Annotated in this window: 12 protein-coding genes; 3 read left to right on the top strand and 9 right to left on the bottom strand. The window is 72.9% G+C overall.

Annotated features, from left to right (window positions below; genetic code table 11):
• Positions 1-4 precede the first annotated feature (4 nt).
• The 3 genes from A3AG_RS0103570 to A3AG_RS0103560 all read left to right on the top strand — a co-directional run bounded on the left by A3AG_RS0103570 (position 5) and on the right by A3AG_RS0103560 (position 6,098).
• Positions 5-2,785 carry an Hsp70 family protein gene (locus tag A3AG_RS0103570; protein WP_026163907.1) on the top strand — a complete coding sequence of 927 codons (2,781 nt, stop codon included), beginning with the start codon at positions 5-7 and terminating at the stop codon, positions 2,783-2,785.
• Positions 2,786-2,885: 100 nt separating this feature from the next.
• Positions 2,886-3,638, top strand: a complete 753-nt coding sequence (locus tag A3AG_RS0103565) for a protein-L-isoaspartate(D-aspartate) O-methyltransferase (RefSeq protein WP_026163906.1) — start codon at positions 2,886-2,888, stop codon at positions 3,636-3,638.
• A 48-nt stretch (positions 3,639-3,686) separates the two neighbouring features.
• A complete protein-coding gene (locus A3AG_RS0103560) occupies positions 3,687-6,098 on the top strand; it encodes a spermidine synthase (RefSeq protein ID WP_026163905.1) in 2,412 nt (803 codons plus the stop codon).
• Between the two features lie 81 nt (positions 6,099-6,179).
• Here the strand turns inward: A3AG_RS0103560 and A3AG_RS0103555 are convergent, their stop codons facing one another.
• The 9 genes from A3AG_RS0103555 to A3AG_RS0103515 all read right to left on the bottom strand — a co-directional run bounded on the left by A3AG_RS0103555 (position 6,180) and on the right by A3AG_RS0103515 (position 18,249).
• Positions 6,180-7,058, bottom strand: a complete 879-nt coding sequence (locus tag A3AG_RS0103555; protein ID WP_018004087.1) for a class II glutamine amidotransferase — start codon at positions 7,056-7,058, stop codon at positions 6,180-6,182.
• Between the two features lie 112 nt (positions 7,059-7,170).
• Positions 7,171-8,868, bottom strand: coding sequence for an aspartate-alanine antiporter (gene aspT / locus A3AG_RS0103550; RefSeq protein ID WP_018004086.1), 1,698 nt, complete (start codon positions 8,866-8,868; stop codon positions 7,171-7,173).
• Between the two features lie 53 nt (positions 8,869-8,921).
• Positions 8,922-10,358 (bottom strand): BatD family protein, encoded by a 1,437-nt coding sequence (locus tag A3AG_RS0103545; protein WP_018004085.1) that lies wholly within the window; start codon positions 10,356-10,358, stop codon positions 8,922-8,924.
• Positions 10,355-12,016: a VWA domain-containing protein gene (locus A3AG_RS0103540; RefSeq protein ID WP_018004084.1), complete on the bottom strand. Its 1,662-nt coding sequence runs from the start codon at positions 12,014-12,016 to the stop codon at positions 10,355-10,357. The genes A3AG_RS0103545 and A3AG_RS0103540 overlap by 4 nt, the downstream gene beginning before the upstream one ends.
• Entirely contained in the window at positions 12,016-13,092 is a 1,077-nt protein-coding gene (locus A3AG_RS31300) for a VWA domain-containing protein (protein ID WP_018004083.1), read from the bottom strand. Before A3AG_RS31300 ends, A3AG_RS0103540 begins: the two co-directional genes overlap by 1 nt.
• Positions 13,079-13,594: a DUF4381 domain-containing protein gene (locus A3AG_RS0103530; protein ID WP_018004082.1), complete on the bottom strand. Its 516-nt coding sequence runs from the start codon at positions 13,592-13,594 to the stop codon at positions 13,079-13,081. Before A3AG_RS0103530 ends, A3AG_RS31300 begins: the two co-directional genes overlap by 14 nt.
• Positions 13,591-14,613: a DUF58 domain-containing protein gene (locus A3AG_RS0103525; protein ID WP_018004081.1), complete on the bottom strand. Its 1,023-nt coding sequence runs from the start codon at positions 14,611-14,613 to the stop codon at positions 13,591-13,593. The genes A3AG_RS0103530 and A3AG_RS0103525 overlap by 4 nt, the downstream gene beginning before the upstream one ends.
• Positions 14,614-14,632: 19 nt before the next feature.
• Positions 14,633-15,610, bottom strand: a complete 978-nt coding sequence (locus A3AG_RS0103520; RefSeq protein WP_018004080.1) for an AAA family ATPase — start codon at positions 15,608-15,610, stop codon at positions 14,633-14,635.
• Entirely contained in the window at positions 15,607-18,249 is a 2,643-nt protein-coding gene (locus A3AG_RS0103515; RefSeq protein WP_018004079.1) for a fused MFS/spermidine synthase, read from the bottom strand. The genes A3AG_RS0103520 and A3AG_RS0103515 overlap by 4 nt, the downstream gene beginning before the upstream one ends.
• Between the last annotated feature and the right edge of the window lie 34 nt (positions 18,250-18,283).

Genomic DNA, 18,283 nt, shown 5'->3' with positions numbered 1-18,283 from the left:
GTCGATGAAGCAGTACAGCGTCGGCATCGACCTTGGCACCAGCAACACGGTGGTGGCCTACGCCAGGGCCGGCTCCGACGAAATCCGCGTGTTCGACATCGACCAGCTGGTCGCGCCGGGCGAGGTCGCGGCCCGCCCCCTGCTGCCGTCGGTGCGCTACCACGCGGCACCGGGCGAGCTCAATGGCGATGACCTGCAGCTGCCGTGGCAGTCGGCCGCCAGCGCGGCCGCGCGCCGCACCGTGTTTGGCCGCCTGGCGGCGACGCTGGGCGCACAGGTGCCGGGCCGGCTGGTGGCCAGCGCCAAGAGCTGGCTGTCGCACGCCTCGGTCGACCGCACCGCGCCGATCCTGCCCTGGGGCGGCGAGGAGGATCTCGACAAGATCTCGCCGGTGGTCGCCAGCGCGAGCTATCTCGGCTACGTCTGCGCCGCCTGGAACCACCGCTTCCCCGATGCGCCGCTCGAACAGCAGGACGTGGTGCTGACCGTGCCGGCGTCGTTCGACGAGGGCGCGCGCGCGCTGACGCTCGAAGCCGCGCGCCTGGCCGGGCTGCCCGCTCTGCGGCTGCTGGAAGAGCCGCAGGCCGCGCTCTACGACTGGCTGTTCCACCATCGCCACACGCTGGACCAGGACCTGGCGCAAACCCGGCTGGTGCTGATCTGCGACGTCGGCGGCGGCACCACCGACCTCACGCTGATCCGCGTGGCGATGCAGGACGGGCAGCCGCAGCTGACACGCATCGGGGTGGGCAACCACCTGATGCTCGGCGGCGACAACATGGACCTGGGGCTGGCGCACCAGGTCGAAGCGCGCCTGGGCGACGGCGCGCCGGCGCAGCCGCGCCTGTCGGCCGCGAGCCTGTCGCAGCTGGTGGCGCGCTGCCGCGCCGCCAAGGAACAACTGCTGGGCGCGGACGCGCCCGATGCCGTCAACGTGACGCTGCTCGGCGCGGGCGCCCGGCTGGTCGGCGGCGCGCGCTCGGTGCAGGTGACGCGGCAGGAAGTCGAGCAGCTGGTGGTCGACGGCTTCTTCCCCAGGGTGCCGGCCAGCGAGCGGCCGCGGCGCGCGCGCGGCGCCATCGTCGAGTTCGGCCTGCCCTATGCCGCCGACCCGGGCGTGACCCGCCACGTTGCCGCCTTCCTCGGCCAGCACGCGGCGCAGGCCCGCGCCGCGCTCGGCATGGAAGCCGCGCCGGACTTTGCGCTGCCGGTGCCCGACACCCTGCTGCTCAACGGTGGCGTGTTCCGCGCGCAGGCGCTGGCGGACCGCATCGCCGAGACCCTGGGCGACTGGCGCGGCGCGCCGCTGCAGGTGCTGCACAACCCCGACCCCGACATTGCCGTGGCCCGCGGCGCGGTCGCGTATGCGCGCGCACGCGCCGGCCAGGCACCACGCATCGGCGGCGGCTCGGCGCGCAGCTATTTCCTGGTGCTCGACGATGACGCCGCCGGCCGGCAAGCCATCTGCCTGCTGCCGCGCGGCACCGAGGAAGGCCACGAGATCCATCTCAGCGACCGCACCTTCGCCTTGCGGCTGGGCCACCCGGTGCAGTTCCACCTGGTGTCGTCGGTAGCCGAGACGCCCTACCAGCCCGGCGCGCTGACCGACCTGTCCGGCGGCGACTTCGTGCGCCTGCCGCCGATCGCCACCGTGGTGCCGACGCGCGGCACCGGCGGCCCGCGCGAAACGCCGGTCCAGATCACCACGTCGCTGACCGAGGTCGGCACGCTAGAAGTCCACTGCATCAATACCGGCGATGCCGCGCAGCGCTGGCGCCTGGAGTTCCAGCTGCGCGGCAACGACGCCGCCGTGGCGCCCGCGGCGCCAACGGCCCACCCGTCCCTGCCGCAGGCCCTGGAGTTGATCGACCGCACCTTCGGCGCGCGTTCGCAGGAGGTCGGGCCGAAGGAGGTTAAGCGCCTGCGCGCGCAGCTGGAGCAGATCCTGGGCGCGCGCGAGCAGTGGGACAGCGCGCTGCTGCGCGAGCTGTTCGGCGCCTTGTGGGAGCGCGCCAGGCGGCGCCGCCGCACCGCCGACCATGAGCGCCTGTGGCTGAACCTGGCGGGCTATTGCGTGCGCCCCGGCTTTGGCTACCCGCTCGACGAATGGCGCGTCGCGCAGCTGTGGTCGCAGTACGACCAGGGCATCCAGTACGTCAACGAAAGCCAGAACTGGTCGGAATGGTGGACCTTATGGCGACGCGCCGCCGGCGGGCTGGATGAAAGCGCGCAGCTGCGCCTGCTGGAAGACATGGCCTTCTACCTGCAGCCGCCCGGCAGCGCGCACTTCAAGAAGCCGGCCGGCCCCACCCGGGGCGGCTATGCCGACATGGTGCGGCTGGCCGGTTCGCTCGAGCGCCTGCCTGTCGACGCCAAGACCGAGCTGGCCGGCTGGCTGCTGACCCGGCTGCGCAAGCCGTCCGAGAACAACCAGGGCTGGTGGGCGGTGGGCCGCATCGGCGCGCGCATGCCGTTCTACGGCAGCGCCCACAGCGTGGTGCCGGCCGACACCGCCGGCCAGTGGCTGGACGCGATCCTGGCGCTCGACTGGAAAAAGGTCGAGCCCGCCGCCTTTGCCGCGGTGCAGATCGCGCGCATGACCGGCGACCGCACCCGCGACCTGCCGGACGAGCATCGCGCGCACGTGGTGCGCCGGCTGGAAGCCGCCAGCGCGCCGCCGGGCTGGATTGCCATGGTGCGCGAGGTGGTGGCACTCGATGCCGCCGACGAAGGACGGGTGTTCGGCGAGGCGCTGCCCGCCGGCCTCAAGCTGATCGCAGGATAGCCTTGCCGGGCCCGGGCAGCGGCATGCGCCTTGTTTGCCACTTGCGGGCGCCGGCGGAGCCGATGACCTACGATGACGGTAGGCTTCCTGGGGTCCCGTCGTGCAGCCGTCCACCCGCCATCCCTGCTTCGCTTTGCTCGCCGTTGCCATGGCGGCCATGGCCTCGGTCGGCCTGTGCCGCGCGGCCGACGATGCCCGGCTGAAGCAGCGCACGGAGATGGTCAGCGAGATCGCGGCCATCGACGCGGGCGCCGGCGTCCCGAACCGCAGCCACGGCATCGCGCCGGGCGTCCTGTCGGTGATGCGCCAGGTGCCGCGCCATGAATTCGTGCCGGACCCGCAGAAGCCGCACGCCTACGAGAACCGGCCGCTGCCGATCGGCCATGGCCAGACCATTTCGCAGCCGTATATCGTGGCGCTGATGACCGACCTGCTGCGGGTGCAGCCGGGCGACAGCGTGCTCGAGATCGGCACCGGCTCGGGCTACCAGGCCGCGGTACTGAGCCAGCTGGCGCGTGCGGTCTACACCATCGAGATCATCGAGCCGCTCGGGCGCCAGGCCTGCGACCGCCTGCAGCGGCTGGCCTACCGGCAGGTGGCGTGCAAGGTGGGCGACGGCTATTACGGCTGGGACGAGCATGCCCCCTATGACGCCATCGTCGTCACCGCGGCGGCCAGCCACGTGCCGCCGCCGCTGATCCGGCAGCTGAAACCGGGCGGGCGCATGGTGATCCCGGTGGGCGCGCAGTTCCTGACGCAGTACCTGCTGCTGGTGGAAAAGTCCCCGGACGGCAGCGTCAGCACCCGGCAGATCCTGCCGGTGCGCTTCGTGCCGCTGGTCGGCAAGCACTGAGGCGCGGCACCCGGCGGGACACCTTACGCGATGAACCCGCTGAACGCGATACCACGCCCGCCGCTGTTTGCCCTGGCCTTGCTCTCCGGCGCCGCGCTCGGCTATGAAATCCTGCTGATGCGGCTGCTTTCCATCATCCTGTGGCATCACTTCGCCTACATGATGATCAGCGTGGCGCTGCTGGGCTACGGCGCCGCGGGGGCACTGGTGGCCCTGGCGCGGCCGGCGCTGGCCAGGCATTTCGTGCCGGTCTTTGCCGGCGGCGCGCTGCTGTTCGGCCTCGGTGCGCTGGCCTGTTTCGGGCTTGCGCAGCGGGTCGGGTTCAACCCGCTGGAGATCCTGTGGGAGCCCTCGCAGCCGCTGCGCCTGCTGGGGATCTACCTGCTGCTGTTCGTGCCGTTCCTGTGCGCGGCCACCAGTGTATGCCTGAGTTTCGCCTGCTTCCCCGCGCAGGTGCCCCGTCTCTACAGCTTCGATATCCTCGGTGCCGGGCTGGGCTGCCTCGGCATCATCGCCGCGCTGTTCCTGCTGACCCCCGTCGACGCCCTGCGCCTGGTCGGCATGGCCGGCATGGCGGCCGCGGCGCTGGCGTGCATGGAATGCCGCTGGCATCGTCCCTGGCTGCCGGCGCTGCTGCTGGCGGCGGCGGCCGTACCGGCGGCCATCCCGGGCAGCTGGCTGGCGTTGCGGCCCTCGGAGTACAAGGAATTGAGCCAGCTGCTGCGCATCGGCGACGCGCGCGTGGTAGCGCAGCGCTCGAGTCCGCTGGGGCTGATCACGGTGGTCGAGAGTCCGTCGATCCCGCTGCGCCATGCGCCCGGCCTCAGCCTGAATGCCACCGCGGAACCGCCGCCGCAGCTCGCCGTGTTTACCGACGGCGACGGCCTGAGCGCGCTCAATCGCCATGACGGCCGGCGCGAGCCGCTGGCCTACCTGGGCGACCTGACTTCGGCGCTGCCGTATCACCTGCTGCGGGCGCCGCGCGTGCTGGTGCTGGGCAGCGGTGCCGGCGCCGACGTGCTGCAGGCGCTCTACCACGGCGCCAGCGCGGTCGACGCCGTCGAGCTGAACCCGCAGGTGATCGGGCTGGTGCAGGAGCGCTTCGGCGCGTTCTCGGGCAAGCCGTACAGCGCGGCGGGCGTGCAGGTGCATGTGGGCGAGGCGCGCGGCTTCCTGGCGGCCAGCCGGCAGCGCTACGACCTGATCCAGGTGGCGCTGCTGGATTCCTTCAGCACCTCGTCGGCGGGCCTGTATGCGCTCTCCGAAAGCTACCTCTATACCGTGGAAGCGTTCGAGGCCTACCTGCGCCACCTGCGGCCCGGCGGCCTGCTGGCGATCACGCGCTGGGTCTCGCTGCCGCCGCGCGACATCCCCAAGCTGTTCGCCACCGCCGTGGCGGCGATGGCGCGCGCGGGCGTGCCCGATCCGTCGCGCCGGCTGGTGCTGGTGCGCGGCTGGAAGACGGCGACGCTGGTGGTCAAGCACGGCGACTTCCAGCCCGCGGAAATCGGCGCGCTGCTCGAGTTCAGCCGCGCGCGCTCGTTCGACGTCGAATACCATCCCGGCATCCGGCCCGGCGCGGCCAACCGCTACAACGTGCTCGACCAGCCGGACTTCTTCGCCGCCGCGCAGGCGCTGCTCGGCCCCGAGCGCGAGCTTTTCCTGGCGCGCTACAAGTTCGACGTGCGGCCCGCCACCGACGACCGGCCCTACTTCTTCCACTTCTTCAAGTGGCGCACGCTGCCGGAGCTGATCGCGCTGAAGGCGCAGGGCGGGCTGCCCTTGCTGGACTGGGGCTATCCGGTGCTGGTGGCGACGCTGCTGCAGGCCACGGCCGCGGCGCTGCTGCTGATCGGCGTGCCGCTGCGCGTGCTGCGGCGGCGCGCGGCGGTGCCGCTGGTGCCGGCGGCGCGCACCGGCTTCTACTTCGTCGCGGTCGGCCTTGGCTTCATGTTCGTCGAGATCGCCTTTATCCAGAAATTCATCCTGTTCCTGAGCCACCCGCTCTATGCCGTGGCGGTGGTGCTGTGCGCGTTCCTGTGCTTTGCCGGGCTGGGCAGCCGCTTTGCCCCGCGCCTGCCCGCGCGCGCCGGCCCCGGGCGCGGCCGGCGCCAGGTGGCGCTGGCGATCGCCGGTGTGTGTGCCGTATCGCTGCTCTACCTGGCAGCGCTGCCCCAGGTGTTCCCGCTGCTGATTGCCTGGCCGGATCCCGCCCGGGTCGCCATTGCGGTGGCGCTGATCGCGCCGCTGGCCTTCCTGATGGGGATGCCGTTCCCGCTGGCGCTGTCCGCGCTCGCCGCGCGCGACGACAAGCTGGTGCCATGGGCCTGGGGCATCAACGCCTGCGCCTCGGTGGTGGCGGCGGTGCTGGCCACGCTGCTGGCGATCCACGCCGGCTTTACCCTGGTGGTGCTGGTGGCGCTGCTGCTGTATGCCGCCGCCGCGCTGGCGTGCCCCTGAGGCTTGCGTGGTGCCGATGAGTGCGCGGTGCCGCGCGGTGCCGATGAGCGCGTGCCGCGCGGTGCCGATGAACGCGCGGCGTCAGCCCGCGGCCGCGTCGCCCTGGGCCGCGTGCAATGCCGGCTCGCTCGGCAGCCGCGGCACGAAGCGGTGGCGGTCGATCTCGCCGCCGCGCGCCACCAGGATGGTGCCTTCGGGAATTTCCTCCCACACGCCCTGCACGTCGATCAGCGGCTCCGACAGCACCAGGAAGGCATCGTCGCCGGCGGCGGCGATGCGCGGGTCGTCCGGATAGAGTTCGCGCAGCTGCCGGAACGAGGTGCTGTGGAACAGCGAACGCGAGTTGGTCTCGCTCGAATAGCGCACCGCCACGATCTGCCGGCCGTCGGTCACGCACACCGTCATGTTGAGGGGAAACTGCACGTCGTGGCGCCGGCCGACGTCCTCGATCAGCCCGGCCATCTGCTCCAGCGCGCCGACCGGGTCGCGCTCCAGGCCGAAGGTCAGCGCCAGGAAGAACATCACCTCGGAATCGGTCGAGCCCTCGATCCAGCGGAACAGATGCGGCGCCACCGCCATCATCAGGTCGCGCCGCACCAGCGGATAGTCGCGGATCAGGCCGTTGTGGACGAACAGCCAGCGGCCGAAGCGGAACGGATGGCAGTTGGTTTCCTGCGTCGGCGTGCCGGTGGCGGCGCGCACGTGCGCGACGAACATCGGCGCGCGCACCGCGCGGGCGGTCTCGCGCAGGTTGGTGTCGCTCCACGCCGGGTGCAGGCAGCGATAGCGGAACGGCACCTCGGCATGGCGCCCGTACCAGCCCACGCCGAAGCCGTCGCCGTTGGTGGTGGTATGGCCGAGCCGGGAATTCAGGCTCTGGTCGATCAGCGAGTGTTCCGGCTGGAACAGCACCGTTTCCAATGCAACGGATTTGCCCGAATAAGCCAGCCAGCGGCACATAGTGCTCCTCCTTGTCCTGTGCGGGTGCGGCGCGGTGCCCTCCGCCCCACACTCCAGTTGTAGGACGGCGCGGCGCGAACGGCAAAGAAATGATCCGTCAGGCACCCGGTGCTCAGGTGAAGCGGTAGGCCAGCGAGATGATGATCGGACCCAGCACCGGCAGCAGCACGTTGGCGATGGCATAGGTGATGGTGTAGCCCAGCAGCGGCACCGAACTCTGGCTGGCGGCCAGGATGGCGCTGATCGCCGGGGTGCTGACATGCTGCCCGGCAATCGCGCCGACCAGCAGCGGGCCCTCGATGCGCAGCAGCTTGTGCCCGATCCACAGCGACAGGCACGCCGGGACCAGCGACACCGCCAGCCCGATCAGCGGCAGCACCGCGCCGTGCTCGCGGATCAGCGCGATCGCATCCGGCCCGGCCGACAGCCCGACGCAGGCGACGAACACCGCCAGCCCCAGGTCCTTCAGGATCTGCACCGCGGACGCGGGAAAGGTGCCGAGCGACGGCTTGCGCGACTGCGCCCAGCCGAACACCAGCCCGCTCAGCAGCGCCCCGCCGCCGCTGCCCAGCGAGAGATGCATGCCGCCCGGGCTCACGCTCAGCGTGCCGACCAGCAGGCCGGCCAGGATGCCCACGCACAGGAACACCAGGTCGGTGACTTCGGAGGCCCTGGCCTCCACGCCGATGCCCGCGATGGCCTCGGACAGCGACGGCTCGAGCCCGACCATGGTAATCACGTCGCCCAGCTGCAGCGGCGTCGAGCGCGTGATCGGCAGCGACAGGCCCGAGCGCCGCACTTCCAGCACCCAGACCTCGCGCAGCCGCCGCGCGCCGGCCAGGCGCGCCAGCTCGCCCAGGGTCTTGCCGTTGACACGGCGCTTGTTCACCACCACCCGTTTTTCCACCAGCTGGATGGCCTCGGTGTGCGCCTCGGGCAGCAGCACTTCGGGGCCGATCAGCGTGGCCGCCTGCAGCAGGTTGCTGCGGATGCCGACCATGGCCAGGATATCGCCGGCCTGCACGGCGTCGTCTTCGCCCAGCTCGATGCTGGCCCCGCCGCGCAGCACCTTGACCACCGAGGCCCGGCCGCCGACCTGGTGCTGCAGCTGGCTCACCGTCATGCCGGCGGCCTGGTGCACCGAGTAGGCGCGCCCGATCAGCCGCGGCAGCGCCGGCTGGGTGGCCACGTCCTCGTCGGAGGCCGCCTCCATGCGCGCCGCGACCGCGCGCGCGGCCTGGCGCAGGTCGATGCCGAGCAGCGCCGGCGCGATCTGGCTGGTGAAGAACACGATGCTGATCAGCCCGACCAGGTAGGTCAGCGTATACGCGGTGGCGATATTGGCCTCGTAGCGGCCCACGGTGGCGGCATCCAGGCCCAGGTGCTTGAGCGCTTCGGCGGCGGTGCCCACCACCGCCGACTCGGTCGCCGCGCCGGCGGCCAGCCCCGCGGCGGTGCCCGGATCGAAGCCCAGCCAGGCCGCCGCGGCGAGCGCGATCGCCAGCACCACCACCGCCTCCACCAGCGGCAGCACCATATAGCGCAGGCTCGAGCGGTTCAGGTTGGCAAAGAACTGTGGCCCGCCCGAATAGCCCATGGCGAAGATGAACAGGGCAAAGGCCAGGTCCTTCAGCTCGCCATGCATCTGGCAGCCGGTCTGTCCCATGAACAGCGCGACGATCAGCGTGCCGCACACGCCCCCCAGCCGGATCGGTCCGACCCGCGCCTTGCCGACGAAGTAGCCGAGTCCGACGGTGATGAACAGCACCAGCAACGGGTTGGCGGCAAAGAGCTCAACGGTACAGGTCATGGGGCGCGGGTTGGGTGGGTGGAGGTTGGCGGAGCTTCGTAGAAACCGCGGGATCAGGGATTGAGCGGTGGCAGCGCCGGCGCGGCCTGGCGCGGGCGCCGCGGCGCGGGCCTGGCGTGGCGGCCCAGCGCCTGCGCGAGCGGGTTGCCGTCCCAGGCGGACGGCACCGGCGCCGCCCCGTAGAGGTGGCGCTGCAGGCCGGTGACGGCGTCGGCCAGCGCGGCATCGCCGGCGGCTTCGGCCCAGGCCGCGGGCGTGGTGGCGTGGGCGACGCGGGTCCAGGCGCCCAGCGCCTGGCTGGCGGCGGCCGCGTCGCCCGCGCGGCAGGCCCGCAGCGTCGCCGCCAGCCGTGCGTCGGCGCTCTCGGCGCGGGCGCGACGGCGCTCGGCGCGGCGTTGTCGCAGGCGCGCCAGGCGCGGCCGCAGCCGCCGCCACAGCAGCGCCAGCATGGCGGCGACGAGCAGCGCCCCTGCGCCCCACAGCAGCGCGCGCCACGGCAGGCCGCGCTCGCCCGGCAGCGCGCCGGCCGACGGCCCGCCCGGCGCCAGCGCCCCGGCGGCGCGCGCGGCGGCCACCTCGACCTTCACCGCCGGTGCTTCGGAACTGGCCGGCCGCCCCGTGGCGGGATCGACCCAGTCCACCGTGACCGCGGGCAGCGTATACGTGCCGGGCCGCTCGAAGACATAGGTCAGCGTATCCACGCGCGTGCCGCCCGGTCCCGGCGTCTCTTGAGCCTGGTCCTGGGGCTGGTCCCGGGCCCGGTCGGACAGCCGCGCATCCGCGCGGAACATGCGCACCCCGCGCGGCGACCCGGCATGCGGCGGCACGATCATCATCGCCTGGGTCTGCGGCGCAAAGGTGGTGACGGTGCGCACCAGCGCATCGCCCGCATGCAGACGGACCACGCCGCGATCCGGCTCATGGTCCAGCGTCTGCGTCACGCTCAGCCGCGCCACCGGCAGCAGCCGCCGGCCGGAGGCGGCGCCCGCCGCCGCGGCGCTCGTGCCTCCCGTGCCGGCCCGGATGGTGGTGACGGGCAAGGTGACGCTGCCCTCGCGCGGCGCGCCGTCGTCGCCGGCGTAGGTCACGCGGAGGGTCGCGGCCGGCAGCCGGAACTCGCCCTCCTGCTCGGCGGTGAAGGCATAGGTCTTGCGAATGCCCGCATAGGCCACGCCGTCGATGGTCTCGGTGGAATTCACCGCGCGCGCATCGGGCAAGGTGACCACCGCGCCCGGCACCGCGAGCGGCGGGAACTCCGGTGCCGACAGGAAATAGTTGGGCGCGAGGATGGTGATGTCGATGCCGACCTGCTGGCCCACCAGCACCGGCTGGCGCGCGCCCACGTCGACACGCACGATGGGCCCGGCGGGTGCGCCAGCAGCCCGCGCCAGCCCGGGCCACAGCCACGCCGCCAGCATCAGCACCAGCGGCAGCACCAGCGGCGCGGCGCGGCGCAGCCACGGGCGAGGCGGGATGGCGCGGCGCCTCATCGCGCCCCCTGTGCAGGCACCACCTGCCCGTGCTGCAGCGCGAACTTGCGCTGCAGCAGGTCGGTTGGCGTGGTCTGGATCGCGCGCATCCACATCTCGGCGTCCTGCGTCAGCACCACCTGCAGCGACTTGCCGCCCGGTGCCGACGGCTTCGCGGCGTCATACTTGAACTGGTCCGGCGGCAGGTCGGGCGGCTCCTCGCCGTCATCGGGATCCGGCTTTTCCTTCGGCAACTGCTGCGCCAGCAGCTTTTCCATCAGCGCCAGGTTGGCGGCTGCCTCTGGCCACTGCGGCTGTCGCTTCAGCGCCTGGCGGTAGCGCGCGGCGGCCTGCCGGTACTGGCCCTGCCGCGCCAGCGCATTGCCCTGGTTGTAGTCGGCCTGCGCGGAATCGACCCGCGCAAAGCTCTGCACCGCCTGCGCGTACTGGCCGGCGCGATACTGGGCGATGCCGCGCCACATCGGGTCGTCGAACAGCGTCGCGGCACGCGCAAAATCCCCCTGCTCGAAGGCGCGCCGGCCTTGCTGGTCGTGCGTCAGCCACAGGTCGGCAAAGCGCCATGGGCGTACCGCGCTCGATTGCGTGGCTGGCGCGGATGACTGCGCGCGCGCCTCGGGCGGCGCGGCAAGCGCCAGCGCCAGCAGCAGGCCGGCGCTCCAGCGCACGGTCCAGCCCTTGCGGAACCACAGCATCGCCAGCAGCGCGAGCGGCGGCACCAGCCACCAGCCCTCGTCCTTCCAGCGGGTACGGTCGCCGGCCTGCATCTGTTCGAGGTGCGACTGCACGTGGCGCTGCACCCAGGCCACGTCGTCGTCGCTGTCCGGCGTGAAAGTCGCCACCGGCACGCCGCTGTCATCGCCGAAGCGCTCCAGCGCTGTCACATCGAGCCGCGCAAACACGCGCGCGCCGTCCTGCTCGACCAAGCCGCCGGCGGCGTCGCGCAGCGGCCCGCCTTGCGCGGTGCCCAGCGCCAGCACCACCGGCTGGCTGCGGCCGCTGCCGGCCTGGGCGCGGAACGCCGCCGCGGCGGCAGGGTCGACGCCGTCGGTCAGGAACAGGACGGTGCCGGGCACCGGCTCGCGCTTCAGGTCGGCGTCGATCACGCGCAGCGCCTGCGCCATGTCGCGCCCGGGCACCGGCATGATGCGTGTCTGCAGCGCATCGGCAAAGGTCTGCAGCAGGCTGGCGTCGTCGGTCAGCGGCAGCACCAGGTGGGTCGAGCCGGCATAGGCATAGATGGCGGTGCGGCCGCCGTCGCGGCGCGCCAGGAGCGCCTTGATCTTGAGCTTGGCGCGCTCCAGCCGCGTCGGCGTGACATCGACCGCGTCCATGCTCGGCGACAGGTCCACGGCGATCGCCAGCGGTGCCTTGTCGTCGAGGAACGGCGGGCGCTCCTGGCGCCAGCTCGGGCCCGCCAGCGCCACCGCGCCCAGCGCCAGCAGCAGCGCGGTCAGGTGCACCGGGCGCAGCGCCAGGCGGCGGCGTTCGCCGAGCATCAGCGCGTCGAGCAGGTGCGGCGCGATGGTCTCGCGCCAGCGCCGCCGCACGTCGCCGCGGCGCCGCACCGCCCACACCAGCAGCGCGGCCGGCAGCAGCCCCAGCAGCCACCACGGGCGCAAAAAATGGAAGTGGGCGAGCGGGTCGAGCCAGGCCGGCATCAGCGCCCGCTCCCGGCGGCATCGGCCATCGCGCCCGGCGGGTTCACCGCCTCCGTCGCTTCCGTCGCTTCCGCCACGCCGGCTCGGGACGGCCGGGGCCGCGCAACCCACGCCGAATAGCCGAACATCAGCAGCTGGTACGCCAGCACCAGCGCCAGCGCCGCGCCCAGCGGCCACATGAACAGCTCACGCCGCGGCCGCCACGACAGCGTCTTCTGGTCATGCGGCGTGATCCGGTCGAGGGTCGCGTAGATGCCCGCCAGGCCGGCCTGGTCGGCGCCGAAGAAATAGCGCCCGCCGGTCTGCGCCGCCAGCCGCTGAAGCACCCCGAGGTCGACCTTCTCCTCGCCCGCGGCATTGGGGTCGCCGATGCCGATGGTATGCACCACCACCTTGCGCTCGCGCGCGATGCCGCCGGCGCGCTCGGGCGGCATCCGGCTGGCGGTGTCGTTGCCGTCGGTCAGCACGATCATCACGCGCTCCGGCGCTGCGCTGTGCCCGAACAGCTTGATGCCGAGGCCGATGGCATCGCCCAGCGCCGTGCTCGGTCCGGCCATGCCGGGCAGCAGGTAGGCCAGCAGCGCCTGCACCAGCTGGTGGTCCAGCGTGAACGGTGCCAGCGGGTACGGCGCGTCACCGAACACGACCAGGCCGATGCGGTCGCCCGGACGCCGCGCCACGAAGTCGCTGACCACCTGCCGCACCGCCTGCACGCGCGGGATCAGCGCGCCGGACGGCGCGCGGAAGTCGCGCGTGTCCATCGACTGCGACAGGTCCAGCGCCAGCAGCAGGTCACGCGCCGGCTGCACCTTCTGCACCGGCGCCTCGAGGTACTGCGGCCGCGCCAGCGCGGTCACCACCAGCACCCATGCCAGCGGCGCCAGCACCCATTGCAGCCGGTTGCGGCGCGGCACCACGGCGCCGGCGGCCGGCGTCAGCCCGGCGGCACTGGCCACCTCGCCAAAGAACGGCAGCCGCACCGACGGGCTTTCCTCGCGATACGGCGGCAGCCACCACCACAGCAGCAAGGGCAGCGGCAGCAGCGCGAACAGCCAGGGATATTCAAACTGGTACATGGTGCTCCGCGATCCAGCGCCGGCATGCCGCGGCCACGGCGCGCACCTGGGTGTCGGGCCATTGCGCCAGCGCGGCGTCGCCGCGGTACTCGGCGTCGTGCACCAGCGCGGCCAGCTGCGGCGCGACATCCTGGGCCCGCCCCGCATGCGCCTGCAGGAAGTCGGCCCAGCCGCCGCCGGCCAGGCTGGCCACCTGCGCGCGCGGCCACGCCGCCAGCGCGGTGCGCTTGAGCAGCGCCGCCATCGCGCGCAAGGCCGCGGCGCGGTGCGCGGGGTCCGGATCCTGCGGCAGCGCCGCCAGCGCCGCCAGCGCCTCGCGCCGGTAGCGGTTGGCACGGTAGCGCCGCCAGCCGCGCCAGCCGGCCCAGGCCAGCGCCAGCAGCAGCGCGCCGGCGGCGAGCGGCCAGCCGATGGTCTGCGGCATCCACGACGGCGGCGGCGGCACGGCGAGGTCGGCCAGCGTGGCCAGGGTCGCCGGGGCGGCGCTGTGCGTGAGGCTCATCGCGCCGCCCCCGCGCGTTGCCGCACCGGTGCCTGCTGCAGCGGCCGGCCCAGCAGCCGCCGCAATTGCGGCGCGGTCTCCTCGGCGGCGGACAGCGGCAGCAGCGGCACGCCCATGGCATGGTGCCAGTCCAGCAGCGACCTGGCGCGGGCATCGGCAAACTCGGCGATGCCGCGCCGCGTGGCGGCGTGGCCGAAGCCCAGCTCGACCTGCAGCTCGCCGTCGCTGACCACCAGCTGCCCCGAGCCCGGCAGCGCGCCGAGGAAGGGGTCGTGGACCAGGATGGTCAGCACGTCGTTGTGCGTCGCCAGCGCCAGCATCAGGTCGCGGGTGCGGGTGTCATGGCCGTCGAAATCGCTGATGACGATGACGAGGCAATCGTGGCGCGCCATGCGCGCCGTGCGCTCCAGCGCCGCGTTCAGCTGCCCCGCGGCGCGGCGCGCCGGCGCGTCGGCGCGCAGGGCCTGGTTGAAGCGCGCGATGCCGCCCAGCAGCTGCTGCACGGCGTCGCGGCTGCGGCGCGGTGCAAACGCTTCGATGCGCTCGTCGCCCAGCACCACGCCGCCGACGCGGTCGCCTTCGGCGAGCACGCGCCATGCGGCCAGCGCCGCCGCCTCGGCCGCGCTGACCGATTTCATCGCGCGCCGGCTGCCGAAGAACATGTTGATGCGCTGGTCCACCACCAGCAGCACCGGACGGTCCTTCTCCTCGGTGTAGACGCGCACATGGGGCTGGCCGGTGCGCGCGGTCACGCGCCAGTCCATGCTGCGGAGATCGTCGCCGGGCAGGTACAGGCGCAATTCCTCGAAGGTCAGCCCGCGCCCGCGCACGCGCGAGGCATGGCGCCCGGCCAGCACGCTGTGCACCGGCTGGCGCGGCAGGAAATGGAAATCGCGCGCGGCCACCTCCAGCCGGGCCAGCGCCGCGGCATCCACGCTGACACCGGCCACCGCCTGCGAAGACGGCGCGTGCGCCGCCGCCGGGGCGGCGCGGGCGATGGCGCGGAATGGCAGTCGCATGGGAAGCCCTCGCGCTGGTTCAGGCCACCGCCACCTGCTGCACCAGGCGCTCGATCACGGCGTCGGCGCCGACGCCGGCGGCATGCGCCTCGTACGACAGGATCAGCCGGTGGCGGAACACATCGCCGACCACGGCCTGCACATCCTCGGGCGTGACGAAGTCGCGCCCGTGCAGCCATGCATGCGCGCGCGCCACCTTGTCGAGCCCGATCGAGCCGCGCGGGCTCACGCCCACCTGGATCCATTTGTCGAGGTCGTCGTCGACAAGCCTGGGCGCGCGCGTGGCCTGCACCAGCGCGACGATGTAGCGCTCCACCGCCTCGCTGACATGGACGTCATGGATGGCCCCGCGCGCGGCGAAGATGGCCTCGGGCGCGAGCCGCACCGGCGCGCTGGTGCCAGCCGCCGCGCCGCCGGCCTCTTCCGCGCGCGCCAGCCTGACGATGTCGGCCTCGGCCTGCGCTTCGGGATATCCCACGCTGACATGCATCAGGAAGCGGTCCATCTGCGCCTCGGGCAGCGGGTAGGTGCCCTCCTGCTCGATCGGGTTCTGCGTGGCCATCACCAGGAACAGCGGCTCGAGCTTGTGGGTGGTGCCGCCGACGGTGACCTGGCGCTCTTCCATCGCCTCCAGCAGCGCCGCCTGGACCTTGGCCGGCGAGCGGTTGACCTCGTCGGCCAGCACCAGGTTGGCGAACACCGGGCCGGCCTGGAAGCGGAACTCGCCCTTGCCGGCTTCGGTGAAGTAGATCTCCGACCCGGTGATGTCGGCCGGCAGCAGGTCCGGGGTGAACTGGATGCGCGACAGCCGCGCATCGAGGTTGCGTGCCAGCATCTTGATGGCGCGGGTCTTGGCCAGCCCCGGCAGACCTTCGACCAGCAGGTGGCCGTCCGCCAGCAGGCCCAGCAGCAGGCGCTCGATCATGCGCTGCTGGCCCACGATCGATTCGCCCATGCGCTGCTGCAGGGCCAGGACCTCGTCGCGTGTGCTGCTCATGGGGCGTTCCTTGGGGCGTTCCCTGGTGCGGCCGGGACGCGGCGGGCCTGGCCGCCGACGAACCACGCATAGTAGGGATTGTCGGGATCGGCGCGCATGGCCTGCGTGATATGGCTGGCCCAGGCCTCGCGGTTGCCCCGGTAGGCGTCGAGGCCGGCGCGGTAGAAGGTATGCAGGATGTCGCGCTCGTGGCGCAGCTCGCGCCAGAAGGCATCGTCGGCGCCCGCCAGCGGCGGTTCGCTTTGCAGCGACAGCAGCCGGGACAGCGATTCCGGGAAGGCGTCGGGACGCACCCAGCCGGCGTATTCGATGCGCGGGCGGTCGTCGGTCACGGCCGGCGCATCGGCCGCATACCAGTCCAGCCCGGCGCGGTCGGTGACCCAGGTAGCCAGCAGCGCCGCCGCCGAGCGCACCCCCACCGCCTGCAGCGCCGCGGCGACCTCGGGCTGCGCAAAGCGCGTGCGGACCTGCGCCACATCCAGCGCCAGCGGCGACATCGAACCCACCAGCAGCATCTCGTGCAGCTCGGTGGTCCACAGCGTGGCGTGCGGGAACACGTCGAGGAAGCTGCGCACCAGCATGCGCGTATCGGCGTCGTTCTGCGTCGGCAGCGGCAGCCATTGCGCCACCAGCCCGCCGGGCTGCAGCCGCGTTGCCGCGAGCCGGTAGAAGTCGGTCGAATACAGGTTGGCCACGCCGGCGGCCGATGGCGGCGGCGGCTCCAGCGTGACCAGGTCGTAGCGCTGCGGGCTCTGCAGCAGTTCACGGCGTCCGTCGCGCAGGCGGATCTCCACGCGCGGGTCGGTGGCGACGCCGAAATTCCCCTTGAAGCTGGGCACCGCGCGCGCCACCGGCGGCAGCAGCTCCGCCACCACGCGCCGCTCCAGCCCCGGCCACGCCAGCGTCGCGCCCGCCGTGATGCCGGTGCCCAGCCCGATCACCAGCGCCGACTTCGGCGTGCCGTTGTGCACGATCAACGGCAGCAGCGCCTGCAGCCGCATATAGCGCTGCGAGGTCATGGCATCGCCGGAATTGGACACGCCCTGGATATAGAGGCGGCGGAAGCGGTTAGTGGCCGAGGCCTGCTCGACCACCGCCACGGTGGCGCCGCGCCCTTCCTCGTAGAACACCAGTTCGCCGCCGCGCGCCCGCGCCAGCAGCGTGGCGAGGCGGTCCGGCGGCGCCAGCGCGGCGGCGATCACCGCCAGCACGCCCAGCATCGGCACCGCCCAGCGCGCCGCCGGCCGCACCCCGCTGCCCAGCGCCACCGCGACCACGCCGATCACCGCCGCGCCGACCGCCAGCAACGACAGCGTACGCACCAGTCCCAGGTACGGCACCAGCACGAAGCCGGCCAGCGCCGTGCCGGCAATGCCGCCGAGCGTGTTGAGCGCGATCACGCTGCCCACGCCCGCGCCGATGCGCCGGCTGTCGACACTGACGCGCAGCACGAACGGGAACGCCGCGCCCAGCAGCAGCGTCGGCACGAACACCACCGTCAGCGCCGCCAGCGCAAAGCGCGCGCAGGCCGCCAGCAGCGGGCTGGCGGTCAGGCCCTGCACCCACGCCGACAGGCTGCCCTGTGCGCGCAGCAGCCATTCGCCCAGCAGCACGAATTCCAGCAATGCCACCAGCCCGGCCGCCGCCACCAGCAGGCCGAAGGCGCCCCACGGGTCGCGCACGCGGTCGGCATGGCGCGCGGCCAGCGCGCTGCCGATGGCCAGCCCGGCCAGGTAGGTGGCCAGCACCACGGTGAAGGCGAAGGTGCGCGTGCTGAGGAACTGCACGATGGCCTGCGACCAGACCACCTCGTAGCCGAGCGCGATGCCGCCGGCGGCGGCATACAGCACCAGCGCGAGCCGGCCGTTGGCGACATCGCCGGCGGCAGCTTGCGCCGCGTGGGCGCTGGCGGTAGCGGACGGACTCGCTGCCCGCCGCGCCAGCCGCCACGCTGCCAGTGCCGCGACGCCGTTGAGCACGCCCGCCGCGATGGCGCTGCCGAGGACGCCAAGCCCGGGCACCAGCACAAAGCCGGCCAGCAGCGTGCCGGCGATCGCGCCGGCGGTATTGGCGGCGTAGAGCCGTCCGCCGTGCGTGCCGACGCGGCCCGGGCGCGCCCCCAGCACGCGCATCAGCACCGGCAGCGTGCCGCCCATCGCGGCTGCCGGCAGGATCACCAGCACGAACGGCAACGCCCAAGCCAGCAGGCCGACCCGGCCCTCGAGCCAGGCGAACGGCGCGGCAGCCCGCGCCAGGGCCAGCGTCGCGCCGATGCCCAGCACCAGCACCGCGACTTCCAGCCAGGCATACAGCCGCAGCGGATTGCCATGGCGGTCGGCGCGGCGGCCGAAGATCCAGCCGCCCAGCGCCAGGCCGCCGAAGAACGCGCTCACGGCGGTGGTGACGGCATGCACCTCGACGCCCACCACCAGCGCGAGCTGCCGTATCCACAGCACCTGGAAAATCAACCCCGCGGTGCCCGAGGCAAAAAGCAGCAGGGCAGGCACCAGCGCGGCGTCATGCCACGCCAGCTTGTCCTGCCCCGCCTGCGCGACGGCCCGGGCGCCCTGCCCGCTGGTGGCCGTCGCATGCCGCACCTTATCCTTGCCGGAACCTGCGCCGGCGCGCGCTTCTACCATGGTGCGATCCCTGTGGAATGGGCCAGCCGGCCTT

This window comes from Cupriavidus neocaledonicus (genome assembly GCF_000372525.1).
Taxonomy (GTDB): domain Bacteria; phylum Pseudomonadota; class Gammaproteobacteria; order Burkholderiales; family Burkholderiaceae; genus Cupriavidus; species Cupriavidus neocaledonicus.
The sequence above is the reverse complement of the archived record's forward strand: the minus strand, read 5'-3'. Positions and strand labels throughout refer to the sequence as shown.